The sequence below is a fragment of the Nocardia sp. NPDC004168 genome (assembly GCF_040610355.1).
GTDB classification, from domain to species: Bacteria; Actinomycetota; Actinomycetes; order Mycobacteriales; family Mycobacteriaceae; genus Nocardia; species Nocardia sichangensis.
This window is the reverse complement of sequence record NZ_JBEXME010000032.1, coordinates 1-15,173: the sequence shown is the minus strand read 5'-3', so window position 1 is coordinate 15,173 and position 15,173 is coordinate 1. Positions and strand designations below refer to the sequence as shown.

At 68.3% G+C, this 15,173-nt stretch carries 12 protein-coding genes and 1 pseudogene; 8 read left to right on the top strand and 5 right to left on the bottom strand.

Annotation, left to right across the window (positions count from 1 at the left end):
• Window positions 1-10: 10 nt before the first annotated feature.
• Both ABZW96_RS32770 and ABZW96_RS32765 read left to right on the top strand, forming a co-directional pair.
• On the top strand, window positions 11-1,921 hold the full coding sequence (locus ABZW96_RS32770; protein WP_355080092.1) for an ABC transporter ATP-binding protein: 1,911 nt from the start codon (window positions 11-13) through the stop codon (window positions 1,919-1,921).
• Window positions 1,918-3,633: an ABC transporter ATP-binding protein gene (locus tag ABZW96_RS32765; protein ID WP_355080090.1), complete on the top strand. Its 1,716-nt coding sequence runs from the start codon at window positions 1,918-1,920 to the stop codon at window positions 3,631-3,633. The genes ABZW96_RS32770 and ABZW96_RS32765 overlap by 4 nt, the downstream gene beginning before the upstream one ends.
• 13 nt (window positions 3,634-3,646) lie before the next feature.
• Here the strand turns inward: ABZW96_RS32765 and ABZW96_RS32760 are convergent, their stop codons facing one another.
• Window positions 3,647-4,396 (bottom strand): NAD(P)H-binding protein, encoded by a 750-nt coding sequence (locus tag ABZW96_RS32760; protein ID WP_355080088.1) that lies wholly within the window; start codon window positions 4,394-4,396, stop codon window positions 3,647-3,649.
• A 235-nt stretch (window positions 4,397-4,631) separates the two neighbouring features.
• Here ABZW96_RS32760 and ABZW96_RS32755 point away from each other — a divergent pair, with 235 nt between their 5' ends.
• Window positions 4,632-5,615: a fatty acid desaturase gene (locus ABZW96_RS32755; protein WP_355080086.1), complete on the top strand. Its 984-nt coding sequence runs from the start codon at window positions 4,632-4,634 to the stop codon at window positions 5,613-5,615.
• Window positions 5,616-6,352: 737 nt separating this feature from the next.
• Here ABZW96_RS32755 and ABZW96_RS32750 read toward each other — a convergent pair.
• A complete protein-coding gene (locus tag ABZW96_RS32750; protein WP_355080084.1) occupies window positions 6,353-7,267 on the bottom strand; it encodes an RNA polymerase sigma-70 factor in 915 nt (304 codons plus the stop codon).
• Between the two features lie 177 nt (window positions 7,268-7,444).
• Here ABZW96_RS32750 and ABZW96_RS32745 point away from each other — a divergent pair, with 177 nt between their 5' ends.
• Window positions 7,445-7,930, top strand: a complete 486-nt coding sequence (locus ABZW96_RS32745; protein WP_355080082.1) for a carboxymuconolactone decarboxylase family protein — start codon at window positions 7,445-7,447, stop codon at window positions 7,928-7,930.
• A 222-nt stretch (window positions 7,931-8,152) separates the two neighbouring features.
• On the opposite strand, the pseudogene ABZW96_RS32740 reads toward ABZW96_RS32745, so the two are convergent.
• Window positions 8,153-8,488: pseudogene (locus tag ABZW96_RS32740) on the bottom strand (MarR family transcriptional regulator); the annotation flags it as partial.
• An 18-nt stretch (window positions 8,489-8,506) separates the two neighbouring features.
• The gene (locus tag ABZW96_RS32735) at window positions 8,507-9,469 is read right to left on the bottom strand and encodes a cation transporter (RefSeq protein WP_355080081.1); all 963 of its coding nucleotides are present in this window, start codon (window positions 9,467-9,469) and stop codon (window positions 8,507-8,509) included.
• A gap of 69 nt (window positions 9,470-9,538) precedes the next feature.
• Here ABZW96_RS32735 and ABZW96_RS32730 point away from each other — a divergent pair, with 69 nt between their 5' ends.
• The 3 genes from ABZW96_RS32730 to ABZW96_RS32720 all read left to right on the top strand — a co-directional run bounded on the left by ABZW96_RS32730 (window position 9,539) and on the right by ABZW96_RS32720 (window position 14,153).
• The gene (locus tag ABZW96_RS32730; protein WP_355080164.1) at window positions 9,539-11,983 is read left to right on the top strand and encodes a nitrate reductase; all 2,445 of its coding nucleotides are present in this window, start codon (window positions 9,539-9,541) and stop codon (window positions 11,981-11,983) included.
• Entirely contained in the window at window positions 11,980-12,459 is a 480-nt protein-coding gene (locus ABZW96_RS32725) for a hypothetical protein (RefSeq protein WP_355080079.1), read from the top strand. Before ABZW96_RS32730 ends, ABZW96_RS32725 begins: the two co-directional genes overlap by 4 nt.
• Window positions 12,460-12,668: 209 nt before the next feature.
• On the top strand, window positions 12,669-14,153 hold the full coding sequence (locus ABZW96_RS32720) for a cytosine permease (RefSeq protein ID WP_355080077.1): 1,485 nt from the start codon (window positions 12,669-12,671) through the stop codon (window positions 14,151-14,153).
• 46 nt (window positions 14,154-14,199) lie between these two features.
• Here ABZW96_RS32720 and ABZW96_RS32715 read toward each other — a convergent pair whose 3' ends face one another.
• Window positions 14,200-14,763 carry a PadR family transcriptional regulator gene (locus tag ABZW96_RS32715; RefSeq protein ID WP_355080075.1) on the bottom strand — a complete coding sequence of 188 codons (564 nt, stop codon included), beginning with the start codon at window positions 14,761-14,763 and terminating at the stop codon, window positions 14,200-14,202.
• Window positions 14,764-14,885: 122 nt separating this feature from the next.
• Between ABZW96_RS32715 and ABZW96_RS32710 the strand changes: the two genes are divergently transcribed.
• A partial coding sequence (locus ABZW96_RS32710) for a nuclear transport factor 2 family protein (protein ID WP_355080073.1) occupies window positions 14,886-15,173 on the top strand: 288 nt, incomplete at its 3' end.

Below are 15,173 nucleotides of genomic sequence, written 5' to 3'. Positions count from 1 at the left end.
GGGGAGAACGATGACCACCATCGACCTCGCCGAGGCGAGGAAGCAGTCCACACCGCCCCCGTCGGATGCCGATTCCCCGGCGGGAGGAAATGTGACGGGGTTGCTGCGCCCGTACCTGGGCGGTTTCGCCGTCGTCGTCGTCCTGCAGATCATCGGTGCCGTCGCCGGTCTGGCGCCGCTGCTCGCGGTCGTCGAATTGGGTCGAACGCTGTTGTCGCCGGGCCCGATCGATCACGGCCATGTCCGGATGATCGTGATCGCGGGGGCGGCCGGGTTGTTCGTCCGGCTGGTGTTCACGGCCGCGTCGTCCGGCATCGGGCACCTGCTCGACAGCCGGGTGCAACTGTCGCTGCGCCGAAAACTGGCCGCGCGACTGGGGCTGGTGCCGATCGGCTGGTTCTCCCGGCGCGGTTCCGGCGAGTTGTCGAAGATCGTGGGCAAGGACGTCGGCACCGTGCATCCACTCATCGCCCACACCCCCGGCGAACTCGTCGCCGCGTTCGTCGTTCCGCTGGTGTCGTTGACCTACCTGTTCACCGTCGACTGGCGGCTCACGTTGATCACGCTGATACCGGTCGCGCTGGCCGTGGCGCTGGTCCCCTTGATGATGACCCCGGCCCGGCTGCGTGCGCAGCAGGAGTTCGACGCGGGGATGGCGCGGATCGCGAGTGCGACCGTCGAGTTCGTACAGGGCATCTCGGTGGTCAAGGCGTTCGGCGCGGGCGAGCGCGCGCACCGCAGATTCCGCACGGCCGCAGACGATTTCACCGACTCCTTCCTTCGCATGGTGCGGGGTCTAGCCGGACTCGGCGCGGCGATGCAGGTGGTGTTGTCGCCGCCGTTCGTGCTGCTGGTCGTGCTGACCGGTGGTGCGGTCCTGATCACCGGCGGCGCCATGGCCCCGGCTGACCTGCTGCCCTTCCTGCTGCTCGGACTTGGTCTGACCGCACCGGTGGCGGCGCTCGGCCACGGCTTCGACGACTTGCGGGCGGCCCGGCGCGCGGTCGACCGGATCCGGGAGGTCCTCGCGGTGCCGTCGCTGCCGGAACCTTCGCGCCCGGTCGCGCCGCAGGGGCACCGGGTGGAACTGCGGGAGGTGCGATTCGGCTACGACGACGAGCACGAGGTGCTGCGCGGCATCGACCTGGTCCTGGAGCCGGGGACGGTCACCGCGATCGTCGGGCCGTCGGGCAGCGGAAAATCCACGCTGGTTCAGCTCCTTCCTCGATTCTTCGACCCCACACACGGTTCGATGCTGCTCGGCGGGGTCGACCTGCGGGAGCTCGGCAGCCGGGCGCTCTATCGGATGGTCTCCTTCGTCTTCCAGGACGTGCGGTTGCTGCGCGCGTCGGTCGCGGACAACATCGCACTGGCGCTACCGCAGGCCGACCGCGACGACGTGGTGCGCGCCGCCCGGCTGGCGAACATTCACGATCGGATTCTCGAGCTGCCGCGCGGCTACGACACGGTGCTCGGTGCGGAGGCCGAGCTGTCGGGCGGTGAAGCGCAACGAATCTCGATCGCCCGGGCACTGCTCGCCGATACTCCCGTGCTGGTGCTCGACGAGGCCACCGCCTTCACCGACCCGCACACCGAGCAGGCGGTGCGCCGAGCCCTGGCGACACTGGAAGGCGATCGGACGATCCTGGTCATCGCTCACCGGCTGGAGACAATCGCCGACGCGGACACCGTCGTGCTGCTGGAGAACGGGTCGATCACCGAGCGTGGCAAGCCCGGCGAATTGCTGTCCCGCAACGGGAAATTCGCCGAATTCTGGCGATCGCACCGGTCCACGCTCACCGAAGAGGTCGAAACCCTCGGCGGCATGCTCCGGCGTGAGTTCGGGCCATGGAGCAGGCAGCGGAGCGTGCCTGCACGCCCGCTCGCCGACGAGACATCGCGAGGAGAGGAGCGCCGATGATCCGAATGCTGCTGCGCGTGCTGGGCGACGAGTACGCCCAGCCCGTACGACGCACCGTGGCCCTGATGACGGCGACCTCGGTAGCGGAAGGTTTGTCCTACGCACTTCTGGTTCCGGTGCTGCGAGCGCTGTTCGGGAGCACGCCCACGGACGCCTGGCCGTGGCTGCTCGCGTTCGGGGCGGCGATCGCGTGCTACGCGGCGCTGCGCTATCGCAGCGATCTGTCCGGCTTCCTCGTGGGCACCACGCTGCTGCGCGGTGTCTACCACCGTTTCGGCGATCGCCTGGCCCGGCTACCGCTCGGCTGGTTCACGGCCGGCCGCGTCGGAGAGGTGTCGGTGCTCGCCAGCGAGGGTGTGCTGCAGGCGATGAGCGTGATCGCGCATCTGCTGGCGCCGACGATCGCCGCCGCTGTGACTCCGCTGACGATCGTCGCCGTGCTGCTCGCCTTCGACTGGCACATGGGGCTGGCCGCGCTGGCCGCGGTGCCGATCGTGGCGGCGATCCAGATCTGGACGGGACGTTCGATGGCCGCCGCCGACGCCGAACGCGTCGAACGCACCAAAGAGGCAACCGGGCGAGTCGTCGAGTATCTCCAGGCACAGCCGGTGCTGCGAGCCGGTGGCCGAACGGCCGAGCGATTCCGGCTGCTTGACGACGCGCTGTCGGGATTGGAGCGGGCGTCCCGCCGTGCCGTGCTGTCGGCGCTGCCAGGGATCGTGGGGCTGACGCTCACGGTCCAGGCGATGTTCACCGTGCTGCTGGCCCTTGGCGCCTACCTCGCGCTCGGCGGGAACGTCGGCGCGGCGGAGATGGTGGCGATGCTGGTGCTGGTGGCCCGCTGCGCGGATCCGCTGCTGTCGCTCTCGGAGATCGGCGGCAAACTCCGCAGCGCGCGTACCGTGCTGGGCGGGCTCGACACCGTGTTGCGCACCGAGCCGCTGCCGGAACCTCGCGAACCGATCCGGCCGGTGGGCAACGACCTGGCGTTCGAGTCCGTCGCCTTCCGGCACGGCGGTCGTACCGTGATCGACGACGTGTCGCTGTCGGTACCCGAGGGACAGCGGGTCGCCATCGTCGGACCGTCGGGTGCGGGCAAGAGCACACTGCTGCAACTGCTCGCACGGTTCTACGACGTGGACGACGGCGCCGTGCGCGTCGGCGGCGTAGACGTGCGCGCGATCAGCACCGAAGTATTGATGGAACGGATCGCCGTCGTCTTCCAGAACGTCTATCTGTTCGACGGCACGATCGAGGAGAACGTGCGTCTGGGCCGTCCCGATGCCACCGAATCCGACGTGCGCGCGGCGGCGACCGCGGCGGGGTTGGACGAAGTCATCGATCGGCTGCCCGGCGGATGGGCGACGAACGTCGGCGAGGGCGGCGCACTGTTGTCGGGCGGTGAGCGCCAACGCGTCTCGATCGCGCGAGCCCTGCTGAAGAACGCGCCGATCGTCCTGCTGGACGAGGTGACCTCCGCGCTGGACCCGGTGAACGAGGCCGCCGTCCACGAGGGCATCGAACGCCTGATGGCGGGCCGGACGGTGGTGATGGTCGCGCACCGGCTGCGGACCGTCCGGCGGGCCGATCACATCGTCTTCCTGGACGACGGCCGGATCGTGGAGGAGGGCAGCCACGACGAGCTGCTGCGTCTCGCTGGCCGCTACGCCGACTTCTGGGAGTTGTCCATGGCGACCGTGGCAACCGAATGAGCCGCGATGTCGATCATGGGGTGCTCTCGTGCTTCTCGAGCCAATCCCGGTAGTGCGTTGCGGCCAGACGGGCGTCCGGGCCCGCCGTGAGAACGTCGCCGGGAACGTCCGCGAACATGCCCGCGGTGTCGTCGGTGACGACGGTGCGGCTGTCGCGCCGAGCGGCCAGGGTGAGCCTGCCGAGGTCGTCGAGGCGGAAGACCTCCGGACCGGCGACATTGCGGACCCCGCCCAGCGGAGCGCCGGTGGCGACCTCGACGACCGCGTCGACCACGTCCGCGGCGGCCATCGGCTGGATCGGGGTGGCGGGCAGGCGGACGGTGTCGTCGTCGGAGGTCCAGGACAGCACCGCGTCCATGAACTCGAAGAACTGGGTGGCGCGCACGATGGAGTACGGTGTTGGGCCCAGCCGCAGCAGGTCTTCCTGCAAGCTCTTGGCCCGGTAGTAGTCCAGGCCGGGCACCTGGTCGACGCCCACGATGGACAGCACGACCTGATGCCCGACACCGGCTTTCTCTCCGGCGTCCAGCAGGTTGCGCATGGAGATGCGGAAGAAATCCACCGACGCCTCGTCGAAGGTCGGCGAGTTCGCCAGGTCGATGACGACCTGGGCCCCCGCCAGCGCCCGGTCCAGGCCCTCTCCGGTGATCACGTCGACACCGGTGGACATCGACGCGGGCACGGCCTCGTGCCCGGCCGCGGCCAGCTTCCGCACCACTCGAGAGCCGATCCGCCCGGTACCGCCGATGACTGTCAGTTTCATGGTTCTCGCCTTTCCCGGCGTGCCACCGGGCGAGCCCGCGATTCATGGAACCGTTATCGGTTCGTTCCGGTCTCGGTACCACGACGCCCGATCTCGCCACGGGCATCGGGTCGTCGGTCCCGGTGTCGATCGCTCGGGACAGGTGGCCGTCGTACACCGTTCTCCCGCAACACCGTTTCGTCGCACTGATGTAAGAGCGGCGACAGCCCCTGTAGGGGTGTTGGTGGGGCAGGTCGTGCACGCTCGGTTTCCGGAGAAGACCGGAGAGGTGACCGGGGGCGAGATGACCGAACGGTGCACCGGTGGCGCTGTCCACGCGCAGCGGCGCGACGACGGACGGCGGATCGGATCGTGGTTGACCGCCACGGCGGTCGTGCTGAATATCGCCCAGCTCTTCGGGCTCCCGCTGCTGATTCCCGGCGACCCAGCATGGGGCTGGGCCCTGCTGCCGTTGCTACTGCTGACGACGACATTCTGGTCGGTGATCCACGAGGCCGTGCACGGCAATCTGCACCACTCGCGGTCTCGCAACGACCGGTACGGCCGCGTCCTCGCCGTGCTGTACGGGTCGCCGTTCGCGCTGCTCAAAGCCGGTCACCTGCTGCACCACCGCTACAACCGGACTCGGGAGCGGGCCGAGGTCTACGACCCGGCGAGTTCCACCTGGGCGAAGGTCGCGCCCGGGTACTACCTGCGGCTGTTCGGCGGGCTGTATCTGCTCGAGGTGGCGGCGATCATGCTGGCGGCGTTGCCCGTCGCGGCGGTGCACGGGCTCGCCCGGGCGGTGGACGGGCCGGACACGGTGGCGGGGCCGCTACTCGAACGCCTCGCGCGACCCGAGGTGTTCCGGCAGTTCCGCGTCGACGCGGCCGCCGTCGTAGGGCTGCACGGTGCGGCGTTCGCCGCCTACGGTCCGCACTGGTGGATGTTGCTCGCGGCGCTGGCCGGGCGCGGCGTGATCGTCTCGCTGTCGGACAACGCCTATCACTACGGCACCGATCTCGACGAGCCGCTCGAGGCGCTGAACCTGAAACTGCCCGCGCCACTGGAAGTACTGGCGCTGAGCTTCAACCTGCACGGCGTGCATCACCTGCGCCCCGGCCTGCGCTGGTACGAACTCCGGCTCGCCTTCTACGCCGAGGGCGGCCGACACGACATAGGCTGGTTCCGCGCGGTGGCCCGCCAGATACGCGGCCCCCTCCGGCTCACCGATCGGTGACTGCCGCCCGCCGCGGACGCGCCCCTGCCGCGATCACTCCTCGGTTTCCATGTGCGAATCCATCCGCGAGAGGATCTCCTCGATCCGGCCGCGCACCATGTGCCGCTCACCTGCCCAGCTGTCCGCCCGACGCGTGGTCGGTACCGGTCAGCGAGTCGGCGGCCTCGCCGCTGGCCCTCCGACATTGATTACACCGCAGTGAGTCGAGCCTTCATCAAAGGCCAAGCGAATCTGATCGCGCGCAGCATGAATCGATCGATGGACATCGAAAACTCGTTTTCGGAACACCGTTCGTTTCCCGTGCGACTACGACGCCGAACCGTTCCCCGACAACCACCTCTTCCCACCCGAGATCTATCGAGCGGACCTCGAAGTCTTTCCGCGAGACCGGCTGTCGCTGTGGCTGGCCGCCCATATCGGGCATGCCGATCGGCAATCGCGGCCCGCCGACACGGCGGCCAGGGCCCAGCCGGGCGTGGCAGTTGGAGGACGGTGTGCCCGCGCTGCCGTTGCTGCCGGCGCGCTGGGCGGTGCTGTCCGCGGCATTCGTGGCAGTGGGCTCTCCGTGGGTCCGAGAGTCTTACCAGCGCTCGGGTTGTGCGAGGGAGCCGAGCGCAGCGGCTCCTCGCTCCGGATCGTGTCCGGCACCGGGCCGTGCTCTCCGGTGGCGTGTGGAAATATCCCGTCCTCGACGCCGTCTACAACGCCGGGGCGCCGATGCCGGACCCTCTCCTTCGTCAGCGGCACAGCGCCGTCTCGCGCTCCATGCGGGACAGCTTCTCGGGATTGCGCACGGCGTAGAGGCCGGTGACGAGGCCGTCGTCGATGCGAAGCGCCAAGACGGTGTCGATCTCGCCGTCACGCCGCAAGATCAGCGCCGGATATCCGTTGACCTGCGCGGGCTGCCTCGACACCGCGGCGAGCCTGCCTAGCCCGGCCGCCAGTATCCTGGCCACGCTGTCGGCTCCGAGGACGGGCGCGAGGGTGGCCTGCACGACGCCGCCGCCGTCACCGAGCAGGACGACGTCCGGCGCGAGGATGTCGAGCAGATGCTGCAGATCGCCCGTTTCGGTCGCTCGCTGGAACGCCTCGAGGGCGCTACGGGTCTCGGCGGGCGAAACGACTCCGCGCGGTCGGCGTGCCGCGACGTGCGCACGGGCCCGGTACGCGAGCTGGCGGACCGCGCCGGGGCTCTTGTCGACGGCTTCGGCGATCTCGTCGTAGCTCAGATCGAATACCTCGCGCAGTACGAAGACCGCTCGCTCGATCGGCGTCAACGTCTCCAGCACGAGCAGCATGGCCATCGACACGCTGTCGGCGAGTTCGACGTCCTCGGCCACGTCGGGCGCGGTGAGCAGCGGCTCGGGCAACCACGGGCCGACGTAGGACTCCTTGCGCCGCCCCAGTGTCCGCAACCGGTCGAGCGACTGGCGGGTGACGATCCGCACCAGGTACGCGCGCTGATCCTGGACGGTGCCGAGGTCGACGCCCGCCCACCGCAGCCAGGTCTCCTGCAGCACGTCCTCGGCGTCGGCGGCCGAGCCGAGCATCTCGTAGGCGACGGTGAACAGCAGATTCCGGTGGGTGACGAACGCCGCGGTAGCCGGGGCGGGGTGGTGATCGCCCGGCGTCTTCTGCGATGTGTCGGCCATGAAGCGGCTCCTGTTCCCTCTCGGCTGTGTCACCCATCAGACGCCTGTCCCTGCCGTCTTGTAACACCGATACGCAGTGGCGCAGGTCACTTCGGTGCGCTGTTACGAGGCTCGGGCAGCCGACGTCTGGTGTTCGTTCAGTGCACAGCACACGACATCACGAGTGAGGACCACGTCATGGGACCCCGTATCAATCTCAACGACAGCGAGATCGGCGCCAAGATCGGCAAGCGGTTCGCGAACACCAGCCTGGCGATCCTGCAGTCGACGGTGCCGAAGGCCACGATCGAACTGATGGAGCTGCGCGCAAGCCAGATCAACGGCTGCGGTTGGTGCACCGACGTGCACACCAAGGACCTGGCGGCCGCCGGTGAAGCCGCGGTCCGCATCAACCTGGTCGCCGCCTGGCGCGAGTCCAGCGTGTTCACCGAGGCCGAACGGGCCGCGCTGGCGCTGGCCGAGGAGGGTACCCGGCTCGCCGACGCCTACCGAGGCGTCTCCGACGAGACCTGGGCCGAGGTGCGCGAGCACTACGACGACGACCAGATCGCCGCGCTGGTCTACCTGGTCGCCATGATCAACGCTTCCAACCGGCTCGGCGTGATCACGCGCATGCCGGGAGGTTCCTATCAGCCCGGCATGTTCGACGCCATCACGAACTGATCGGCGGGTGCGATCCGAGCCTCCGGCAGGAGTCACCGGAGTGGCGGTCCCCATCCGGCCTCGCGCGTGGTGACCGCCACCGCGCTCGATCAGGGCCATGTCGAGATCTCATCGTTGCCAGGCGAATTCGCTACTCGGCCATGGTCCACGACGACGACCGATCGGCATCGCCGCTCACTTCGGACGGCGGGTCCGGCGCAGCGCTGATCGTTCGGCAGGTGGTCAGCCACGGTCGTGCAGGGCGTGCGCCAGGCTGCGCAGGGCGGGGACCGCGGCCAGCAATCTGCCGACCTCGGTCTCGTCGACGGTGTCCAGCGCGTCGAGAACCAGGCGGGTGCGCGCCGCGTCGATGCGAGCGGCATTCTCGATCGCCTTGCGGGTGGGCAGGATCCGGCTGCTGCGGCGGTCGGCGGGGTCGATCTCGCGTTCGATCAGTCCCAGTTCGGTCAGGTGGCGCAGCACGGTGCTGACGTTGCTGGGTCGCATGCCGGTCACCACGGCCAGGTGCCCGGGAACGGTACCCGGCTCGTGCACGATCACCCGGAGTACTTCGGCCTGTGCCTGGGTGACTCGGCTTCAGTCGTTCTCGGGAGCGGCGATCGTGAGGACCGCGTCGGCGATATGCGGGTTGCGTTCGAGTTCGCGCTCGAGCGCGCGCAGCGTGAGGGCGATGCTCGACTCGGCCGGGTCGCCGACCAGGTCGACGCTCGCGACGAGGAAGACCTGCCGAGGGCCGACGTATTCCAGGCGCACGAAGCGCACCGAGGCCACTTCGGGCATCTCCTCGATGCGGGCCGCCGCGGCGGCGCGGAGTTCGGGCGAGGCGGGCTCACCGGTCAGGAAGCGCCGGTTACGGTCGATGAGCACTACGGCGATCACCCCGAGCAGCACGCCGACGAGCACCGATCCGAGTGCGTCCCAGGCCGCCACGCCGGTGAGCTGGTGCAGCCCCATTCCCGCGAAGGCGATGACGATGCCGATCAGTGCGGCGCTGTCCTCCGCGAAAACCGCGCGCAACGTCGGATCGGAGGTCTTCAGTACGTACTCGAGGATGTCTTGATCGAAGCTCTCCGCCTCGCCGCCGAGTTGCCGCGTGGCCTGTAGCCACGAGGTTCCCTCCAAGATGAAGGCGATTCCGAGCACGAGGTAGGCGATCGCGTAATCCTGTCCACCTCGACCTTCGTGCAGCAGTTCGGTGATCCCGTGCCACACCGACACCGCGGCGCCCGCGACGAACAGTCCCACCGCCGCCAGCAACGACCAGACATATGCCTCGCGTCCGTACCCGAGGGGTCGTTTCGCGTCCGCGGTGCGAGCGCTTCGACGGTTGGCTACGAGCAGGAAGATCTGGTTGCCGGTGTCCGCCCAGGAATGTGCGGCTTCGGCGACCATGGACGCCGAGCCGGACAGCGTCGCGGCGACCGTTTTGGCCACCGCCACCGCGACGTTCGCGCCGAAGGCGACGATCACCGTGCGAGTGCTCTCCCCACCGGCGGTGGGTGCGGATCTCTCGTCGTGGAAAGCGTTCGCTCGCTCCATCTACGCCAGTGTGGCACGACCCCGCCGACTCTGTTTGCCGCACCATGTGTGGGGTATGCGCGGGTCGTGATCAGGCACGACCGCATAGCCGAACCCTGGGGCCACCGGACGCCGTACGAACCGGGAAAGCCGTGGCCCGCCCGCGTGGACATGCATCTGGCGGACGGAGTTCGGGAGCAGGACGTCGACGAGTGGGTACAGTCGGCGTCGATCCTGCACAGCAACGGTGATGCGCTGGACATCGCCGTCAAGGACGGCGGCATCGTCGGGGTCCGTGGACGCGCGGGAGACCGGGTCAATCACGGTCGGCTCGGCCCGAAAGACCTGTTCGGATGGCAGGCGAACGCGTCACCCGACCGGCTGACCAGGCCGCTGATCCGTGTCGGCGGGCGCTTGGTCGAGACCGACTGGGACACGGCGATGAACCGCGTCGTCCAGCGCAGCAAGGAGCTGCTCGCCGAGCAGGGGCCCAGTGCGCTGGGTTTCTACACCAGCGGGCAGCTGTTCCTGGAGGAGTACTACACCCTCGGTGTGATCGCGCACGGCGCGATCGGCACCAATCATCTCGACGGCAACACGCGGTTGTGCACCGCCACCGCGGCCCAGGCACTCAAAGAGTCGTTCGCCAGTGACGGCCAGCCCGGCAGCTACACCGATGTCGACCACGCCGACGTCATCGCGTTGTTCGGACACAACGTCGCGGAAACCCAGACCGTCCTGTGGACGCGCATGCTCGACCGCCTGGCCGGAGCGCAACCCCCGGCGTTGCTGTGCGTCGATCCGCGCCCGACACCCGTAGCCAAGGCCGCGACCGTGCATCTGGCTCCGCTGCCGGGAACGAATGTCGCGCTGATGAACGGATTGCTGCGCGAGATCATCGAGCACGACTGGATCGACCGCGACTACATCGACGCCCACGCCGTCGGATTCGACGAATTGGCCTCGGCGGTGGCCGACTACACCCCGGAGCGGGTGGCCGAGATCTGCGGCGTCGCCGCCGCGGACGTGCGCAGGGCGGCCGAGTTGCTGGGCACCGCGCGACGACTGCTGTCGACCGTGTTGCAGGGCTTCTACCAATCCCACCAGGCGACGGCGGCTGCGGTGCAGGTCAACAACATTCACATCCTGCGCGGGATGCTCGGCAAGCCGGGGTGCGGGATATTGCAGATGAACGGCCAACCCACCGCCGAGAACACCCGGGAGTGCGGGGCGGACGGCGACTTGGCCGGTTTCCGCAATTGGGCCAACGACGAGCACGTCGCCGAATTGGCGAAGCTGTGGAATATCGAGACGCACCGGATTCCGCACTACGCGCCCCCGACGCACGCGATGCAGATCTTCCGCTACGCGGAGCAGGGCACGATTCGAATGCTGTGGATCAGCGCCACCAATCCGGCGGTGTCACTGCCGCAATTGGGCCGCATCCGGTCCATTCTCGCTCAGGAGAGACTGTTTCTGGTGGTGCAGGATCTGTTCCGCACCGAAACCGCCGAACTCGCCGACGTCGTCCTTCCCGCGGCGACCTGGGGCGAGAAGACCGGCACCTTCACCAATGCCGATCGGACCGTGCACATCTCCGACAAAGCGATCGCCCCACCCGGTCAGGCGCGAGCGGACCTGGACATCTTCCTCGACTACGCCCGGCGCATGGACTTCCGGGACAAAGACGGCGACCCATTGCCGCCGTGGCGCGACCCGGAATCGGCGTTCGAGGCTTGGAAGAAGTGCAGTGCCGGGCGGCCTTGTGACTACACCGGGATCACCTACGAACGCCTGCGTGGCGGCAGCGGCATCCAATGGCCCTGCAACGACGAGCATCCCGACGGGGCCGAGCGACTGTATGAAAACGGCGAGTTCTTCGCTTCCCCGCAGTACTGCGAAAGCTACGGCAAGGACCTGGTCACGGGAACGCCGGTGGAACCGACCGAGTATCGCGCGCTCAATCCCGATGGCAAGGCGATCATCAAGGCCGCCCGCTATGTTCCGCCGCACGAGCAGCCCGGCGACGACTATCCCTTCGCCCTGATCACCGGCCGCACCCTCTACCACTTCCACACTCGCACCAAGACGGCGCGTGCGCCGCAGTTGCAGGCGGCCGCCCCGCAGGTGTGGGTGGAACTGTCTACCGAGGACGCGACGAAACTCGGCGTGGCCGAAGGCGATATGGTGCGGATCTCCTCGCCACGCGGCGCGATCCGGGCACGGGCGCGGATCACCGGCATTCGCACCGGCGTGCTGTTCGTGCCGTTCCACTACGGCTACTGGGACGAGCCCGCCGCTGAGCGCGAGCGGGCAGCCAACGAAATGACCATCACCGACTGGGATCCCGCCTCCAAACAGCCGATCTTCAAGACCGCCGCCGCCAAGCTCGAACGGCTCGCGGGCGCCGACGGGCACCCGGCGCCTGCCCCCACCGCCACCGCGTCCGCGCCGATCACGTCCGGGATCGCCGCCACCGTGGGCGGGACCGCGGCGCTCGACGACGAAGAACTGCTCGAGGTCCCGAACCGATGAAACTCCGCATCGCGCTGTGCGAATTGCACCGATCCGAGCGCAAACTCGCCCGGGAATTGTCCGCGATCTCCGCACGCCACGTCACCGAACACGAAATCCGGCACGTGGCGTTGGACATTCGGCGCTGGTCCCTCGACCACATCGCCGACCTTGCCGACGCGGGCCGCCGATACGGGCTGAAGCTGCGCCCCGAGCCCCGCACCGACGCCCTCGGCGCGGGTCTGCAGGAACGTCTGAGCGCCCGGTTGGGCCGTCGGCCGGAACCGGCCCTGCTTCTGCTCGCCGATCTGCGCCGTCTGCACCGCGTCGCGGCGGGCGTGTCCCTCGACTGGGAACTGCTGGCCCAAGGAGCCCAAGCGGCACAGGACCTCGAATTGGTCGACCTCTGTCAGCGCTGCCACCCGCAAACGCTGCGGCAACTGCGCTGGGCGAACGGGATGCTGAAGACACTGTCGCCGCAGGCATTAGTGAGCTGACGACCGCACGGCCGCTCATCTGTCACCAGTCCACGGGAGCTTCCAACGCCGTGAAGCCACCGCGCTGCGGTTTTGGTTGTGCTATCAACTTTGGTTCCCCATCGGCGTTCTCGCACTTACAATGGGCCAACACATAACGGCACGTTGTATAGGTGCACGGTGGTGAGACTGGGTCGGCGGTTCCTCCCACCTCGACGATGGGATTCGACATGGTCGGGAGTTCAATAGAACCGTCGGACTGGTCCGTCGAGCGCAAGGGCGCCGAATGGGTGGCGGACGAGGAACGTCGAGGCAAGCCACGCGCCTTGTTCTGGCCGTGGGCGGGCACCAGCTGCAATGTGGTCCTGGTGTCGTTCGGTCCGTACGTCACCGCACTGGGCCTGGACTGGCATGTGGCGGCGCTGGCCGCCGCGCTGGGCGCGGTGCTCTCCTTCCTCCTGCTCGGCTTGGTGTCGCTGGCCGGGCAGCAAGGGGGAGCGGCGACCATGGTTGCCGGCCGCGCCGCGTTCGGGTTCCACGGCAACAAGATTCCGGCACTGCTGAGCTACCTGGCGTTGGTCGGATGGGAGACCTTCTCGGCGGTGCTGGCGACCCTCGCGGCCCGCACGGTGGCACACCGGCTCGACCCGGATATGGACACCGCACCGCTCATGGTCGTCACTCTCGTCACTGTCATCGTGGTGACCACGGTGATCGGAATCTACGGCTGTCACGTGATCCTGCGGATCCAGAAGTGGTTCGCCCTCGCATTCACCGCGCTGTCGGTGGTCTATGTAGTGCTGACGCTGCCCAGGATCTCGTTCGCGACGCACGGACAGGTCAGCGTGGGCGCGTTCGTGGGCGGGGTGATGCTGGTCGCCAACACGCTGGGCTTGAGCTGGGTCAACTGCGCGGCCGACTACACCCGCTACCTGCCCCGCACCGCAGGCAAACGCGCGCTGGTCGGCTGGATCACGTTCGGTGGCACCGCTCCCGCCCTCGTTCTGATGGGACTCGGCACGGTGCTCGCGGCGGGGGATCCGGACATCGCGGCGACGGCGGCCACCGATCCGATCAGCGCGCTGTCGGCCCACTTGCCCACCTGGTTTCTGGTGCCCTACCTGATCCTGGCGCTGGTGGGCTTCGTGTCGGGCTCCATCATCGGCCTCTACTCCTCCGGGCTCGCGCTGCAGACGTTGGGCGTCCGGATATCCCGGCACTACACCGTTCTGATCGACGCGGCCCTGATCGCCGCTGCCGGCGGCTATGTGGCATTCGCGGCCCCCGGGTTCTTCGCTCCGTTCCAGGCGTTCCTGACCACCACCGGTGTGGTGATGGCCGCATGGACCGGAATCTTCGTGGTCGACCTGTGGCAGCGTCGCCGCGTCGGCTACGACCGGACGGCCCTGTACAGCCCGGTCGGCGGCTACGGCAAGGTGAACCGCGTCGGGGTCGGCTGTCTGATCGTCGCGACCATCGCCGGGCTCGGCTTGGTCACCTCGCCCGATCCGCATGTCGGCCCGCTGCTCGGCTACCTGTTCACGCCCGCCGCCCGCGCGGGTGGCCTGGGTAGCAGCAACCTAGGGGTATTCGTCGCGCTGGTCTCGGCGAGCGTGGGATACGCGGCGCTGCATCGGGTAAGTCCGCTCGCGCAGGCGAGCGCGACCGAGCGGGTCGAGGACCGCGAACCGGAACCGGACCGAGTCCCGGTGTAGAAAGAACGCCGTATCGACTGGTGGTGCGGGCTTTTCGCCGCGACGGTCACACGTGCGCGGCGATCCGCCGATCGATCACCGACAGCGTGAACTCCCCCCATCGAATGTTCTCCTGCTCGAAGGAGATTCCGCGCAGCAGTGTGAGATAGGGGCCGACCCGCTCGGCCTCGGCCAGGTACGCCTGCTCGCTGCGGCCGTCCAGCAACCGGGAACGCAGGCGTTCGTAGCGGGCCAGTTTCGACTTGGACCACTCCAGCTTGTCCGCTACCGCGGCACGCACGGCGGGGGCGTCCTCGACGTCCATGCCCTGCACCTTCACCATCATCTCGTCGCGGATGGCGGTGGGCTTGGCCGGCTTCTCGACGAATTCGTGGAGAGCCGCGCGCCCGGCGGGGGTGATGGCGTGCAGGCGCTTGTTGGGCCTGCGCTCCTGCTGCACGACCCGGGTCTCGATGAGGCCATCGGCCGCCATCCGCTCCAGCTCCTTGTACAGCTGCTGGGGCGTGGCCATCCAGAAGTTGGCCACCGAGGCGTCGAAGCTCTTGGCCAGGTCGTAGCCGGAAGCCTCGCCCTCCAGCAGGGCGGCCAGCACCGCGTTACGTAGCGCCATCGGCTCAGGCTACCACTCGAGAAGATTAATCAAATATCTGTCCTTCGAGCTATGGACAGGTCGACTCGACCTGGATACGGTTCAAGTCACCTATTAAATTTCTTGAGTATAGGAGGTGGGAGATGCACCCCTTCCGCGCAGCCGTGGAAGCTCGTGACGAGGCCGCCATCGAGGCGCTGCTGGCCGACAACGTGGTGTTCACCAGTCCGGTGGCATTCCAGCCGTACCCGGGCAAGGTGATCACCGCGGCCATCCTGCGCGCGGTGATCCGCGTGTTCGAAGATTTCCGCTATGTGCGCGAGATCGCCGACGCGAACGGTCGTGATCACGCGTTCGTGTTCGAGGCCACCGTCGACGGCAAGCGGCTGACCGGCTGCGACTTCCTGCACTTCGACGAGGACGGCAAGATC

Bases quoted from the DNA above. Each gene is read 5' to 3' on its own strand.
- ABZW96_RS32770 (WP_355080092.1), top strand. From the start codon at position 11: ATGACCACCATCGACCTCGCCGAGGCGAGGAAGCAGTCCACACCGCCC.
- ABZW96_RS32765 (WP_355080090.1), top strand. From the start codon at position 1,918: ATGATCCGAATGCTGCTGCGCGTGCTGGGCGACGAGTACGCCCAGCCC.
- ABZW96_RS32760 (WP_355080088.1), bottom strand. From the start codon at position 4,396: ATGAAACTGACAGTCATCGGCGGTACCGGGCGGATCGGCTCTCGAGTG.
- ABZW96_RS32750 (WP_355080084.1), bottom strand. From the start codon at position 7,267: ATGGCCGACACATCGCAGAAGACGCCGGGCGATCACCACCCCGCCCCG.
- ABZW96_RS32745 (WP_355080082.1), top strand. From the start codon at position 7,445: ATGGGACCCCGTATCAATCTCAACGACAGCGAGATCGGCGCCAAGATC.
- ABZW96_RS32735 (WP_355080081.1), bottom strand. From the start codon at position 9,469: ATGGAGCGAGCGAACGCTTTCCACGACGAGAGATCCGCACCCACCGCC.
- ABZW96_RS32725 (WP_355080079.1), top strand. From the start codon at position 11,980: ATGAAACTCCGCATCGCGCTGTGCGAATTGCACCGATCCGAGCGCAAA.
- ABZW96_RS32720 (WP_355080077.1), top strand. From the start codon at position 12,669: ATGGTCGGGAGTTCAATAGAACCGTCGGACTGGTCCGTCGAGCGCAAG.
- ABZW96_RS32715 (WP_355080075.1), bottom strand. From the start codon at position 14,763: ATGGCGCTACGTAACGCGGTGCTGGCCGCCCTGCTGGAGGGCGAGGCT.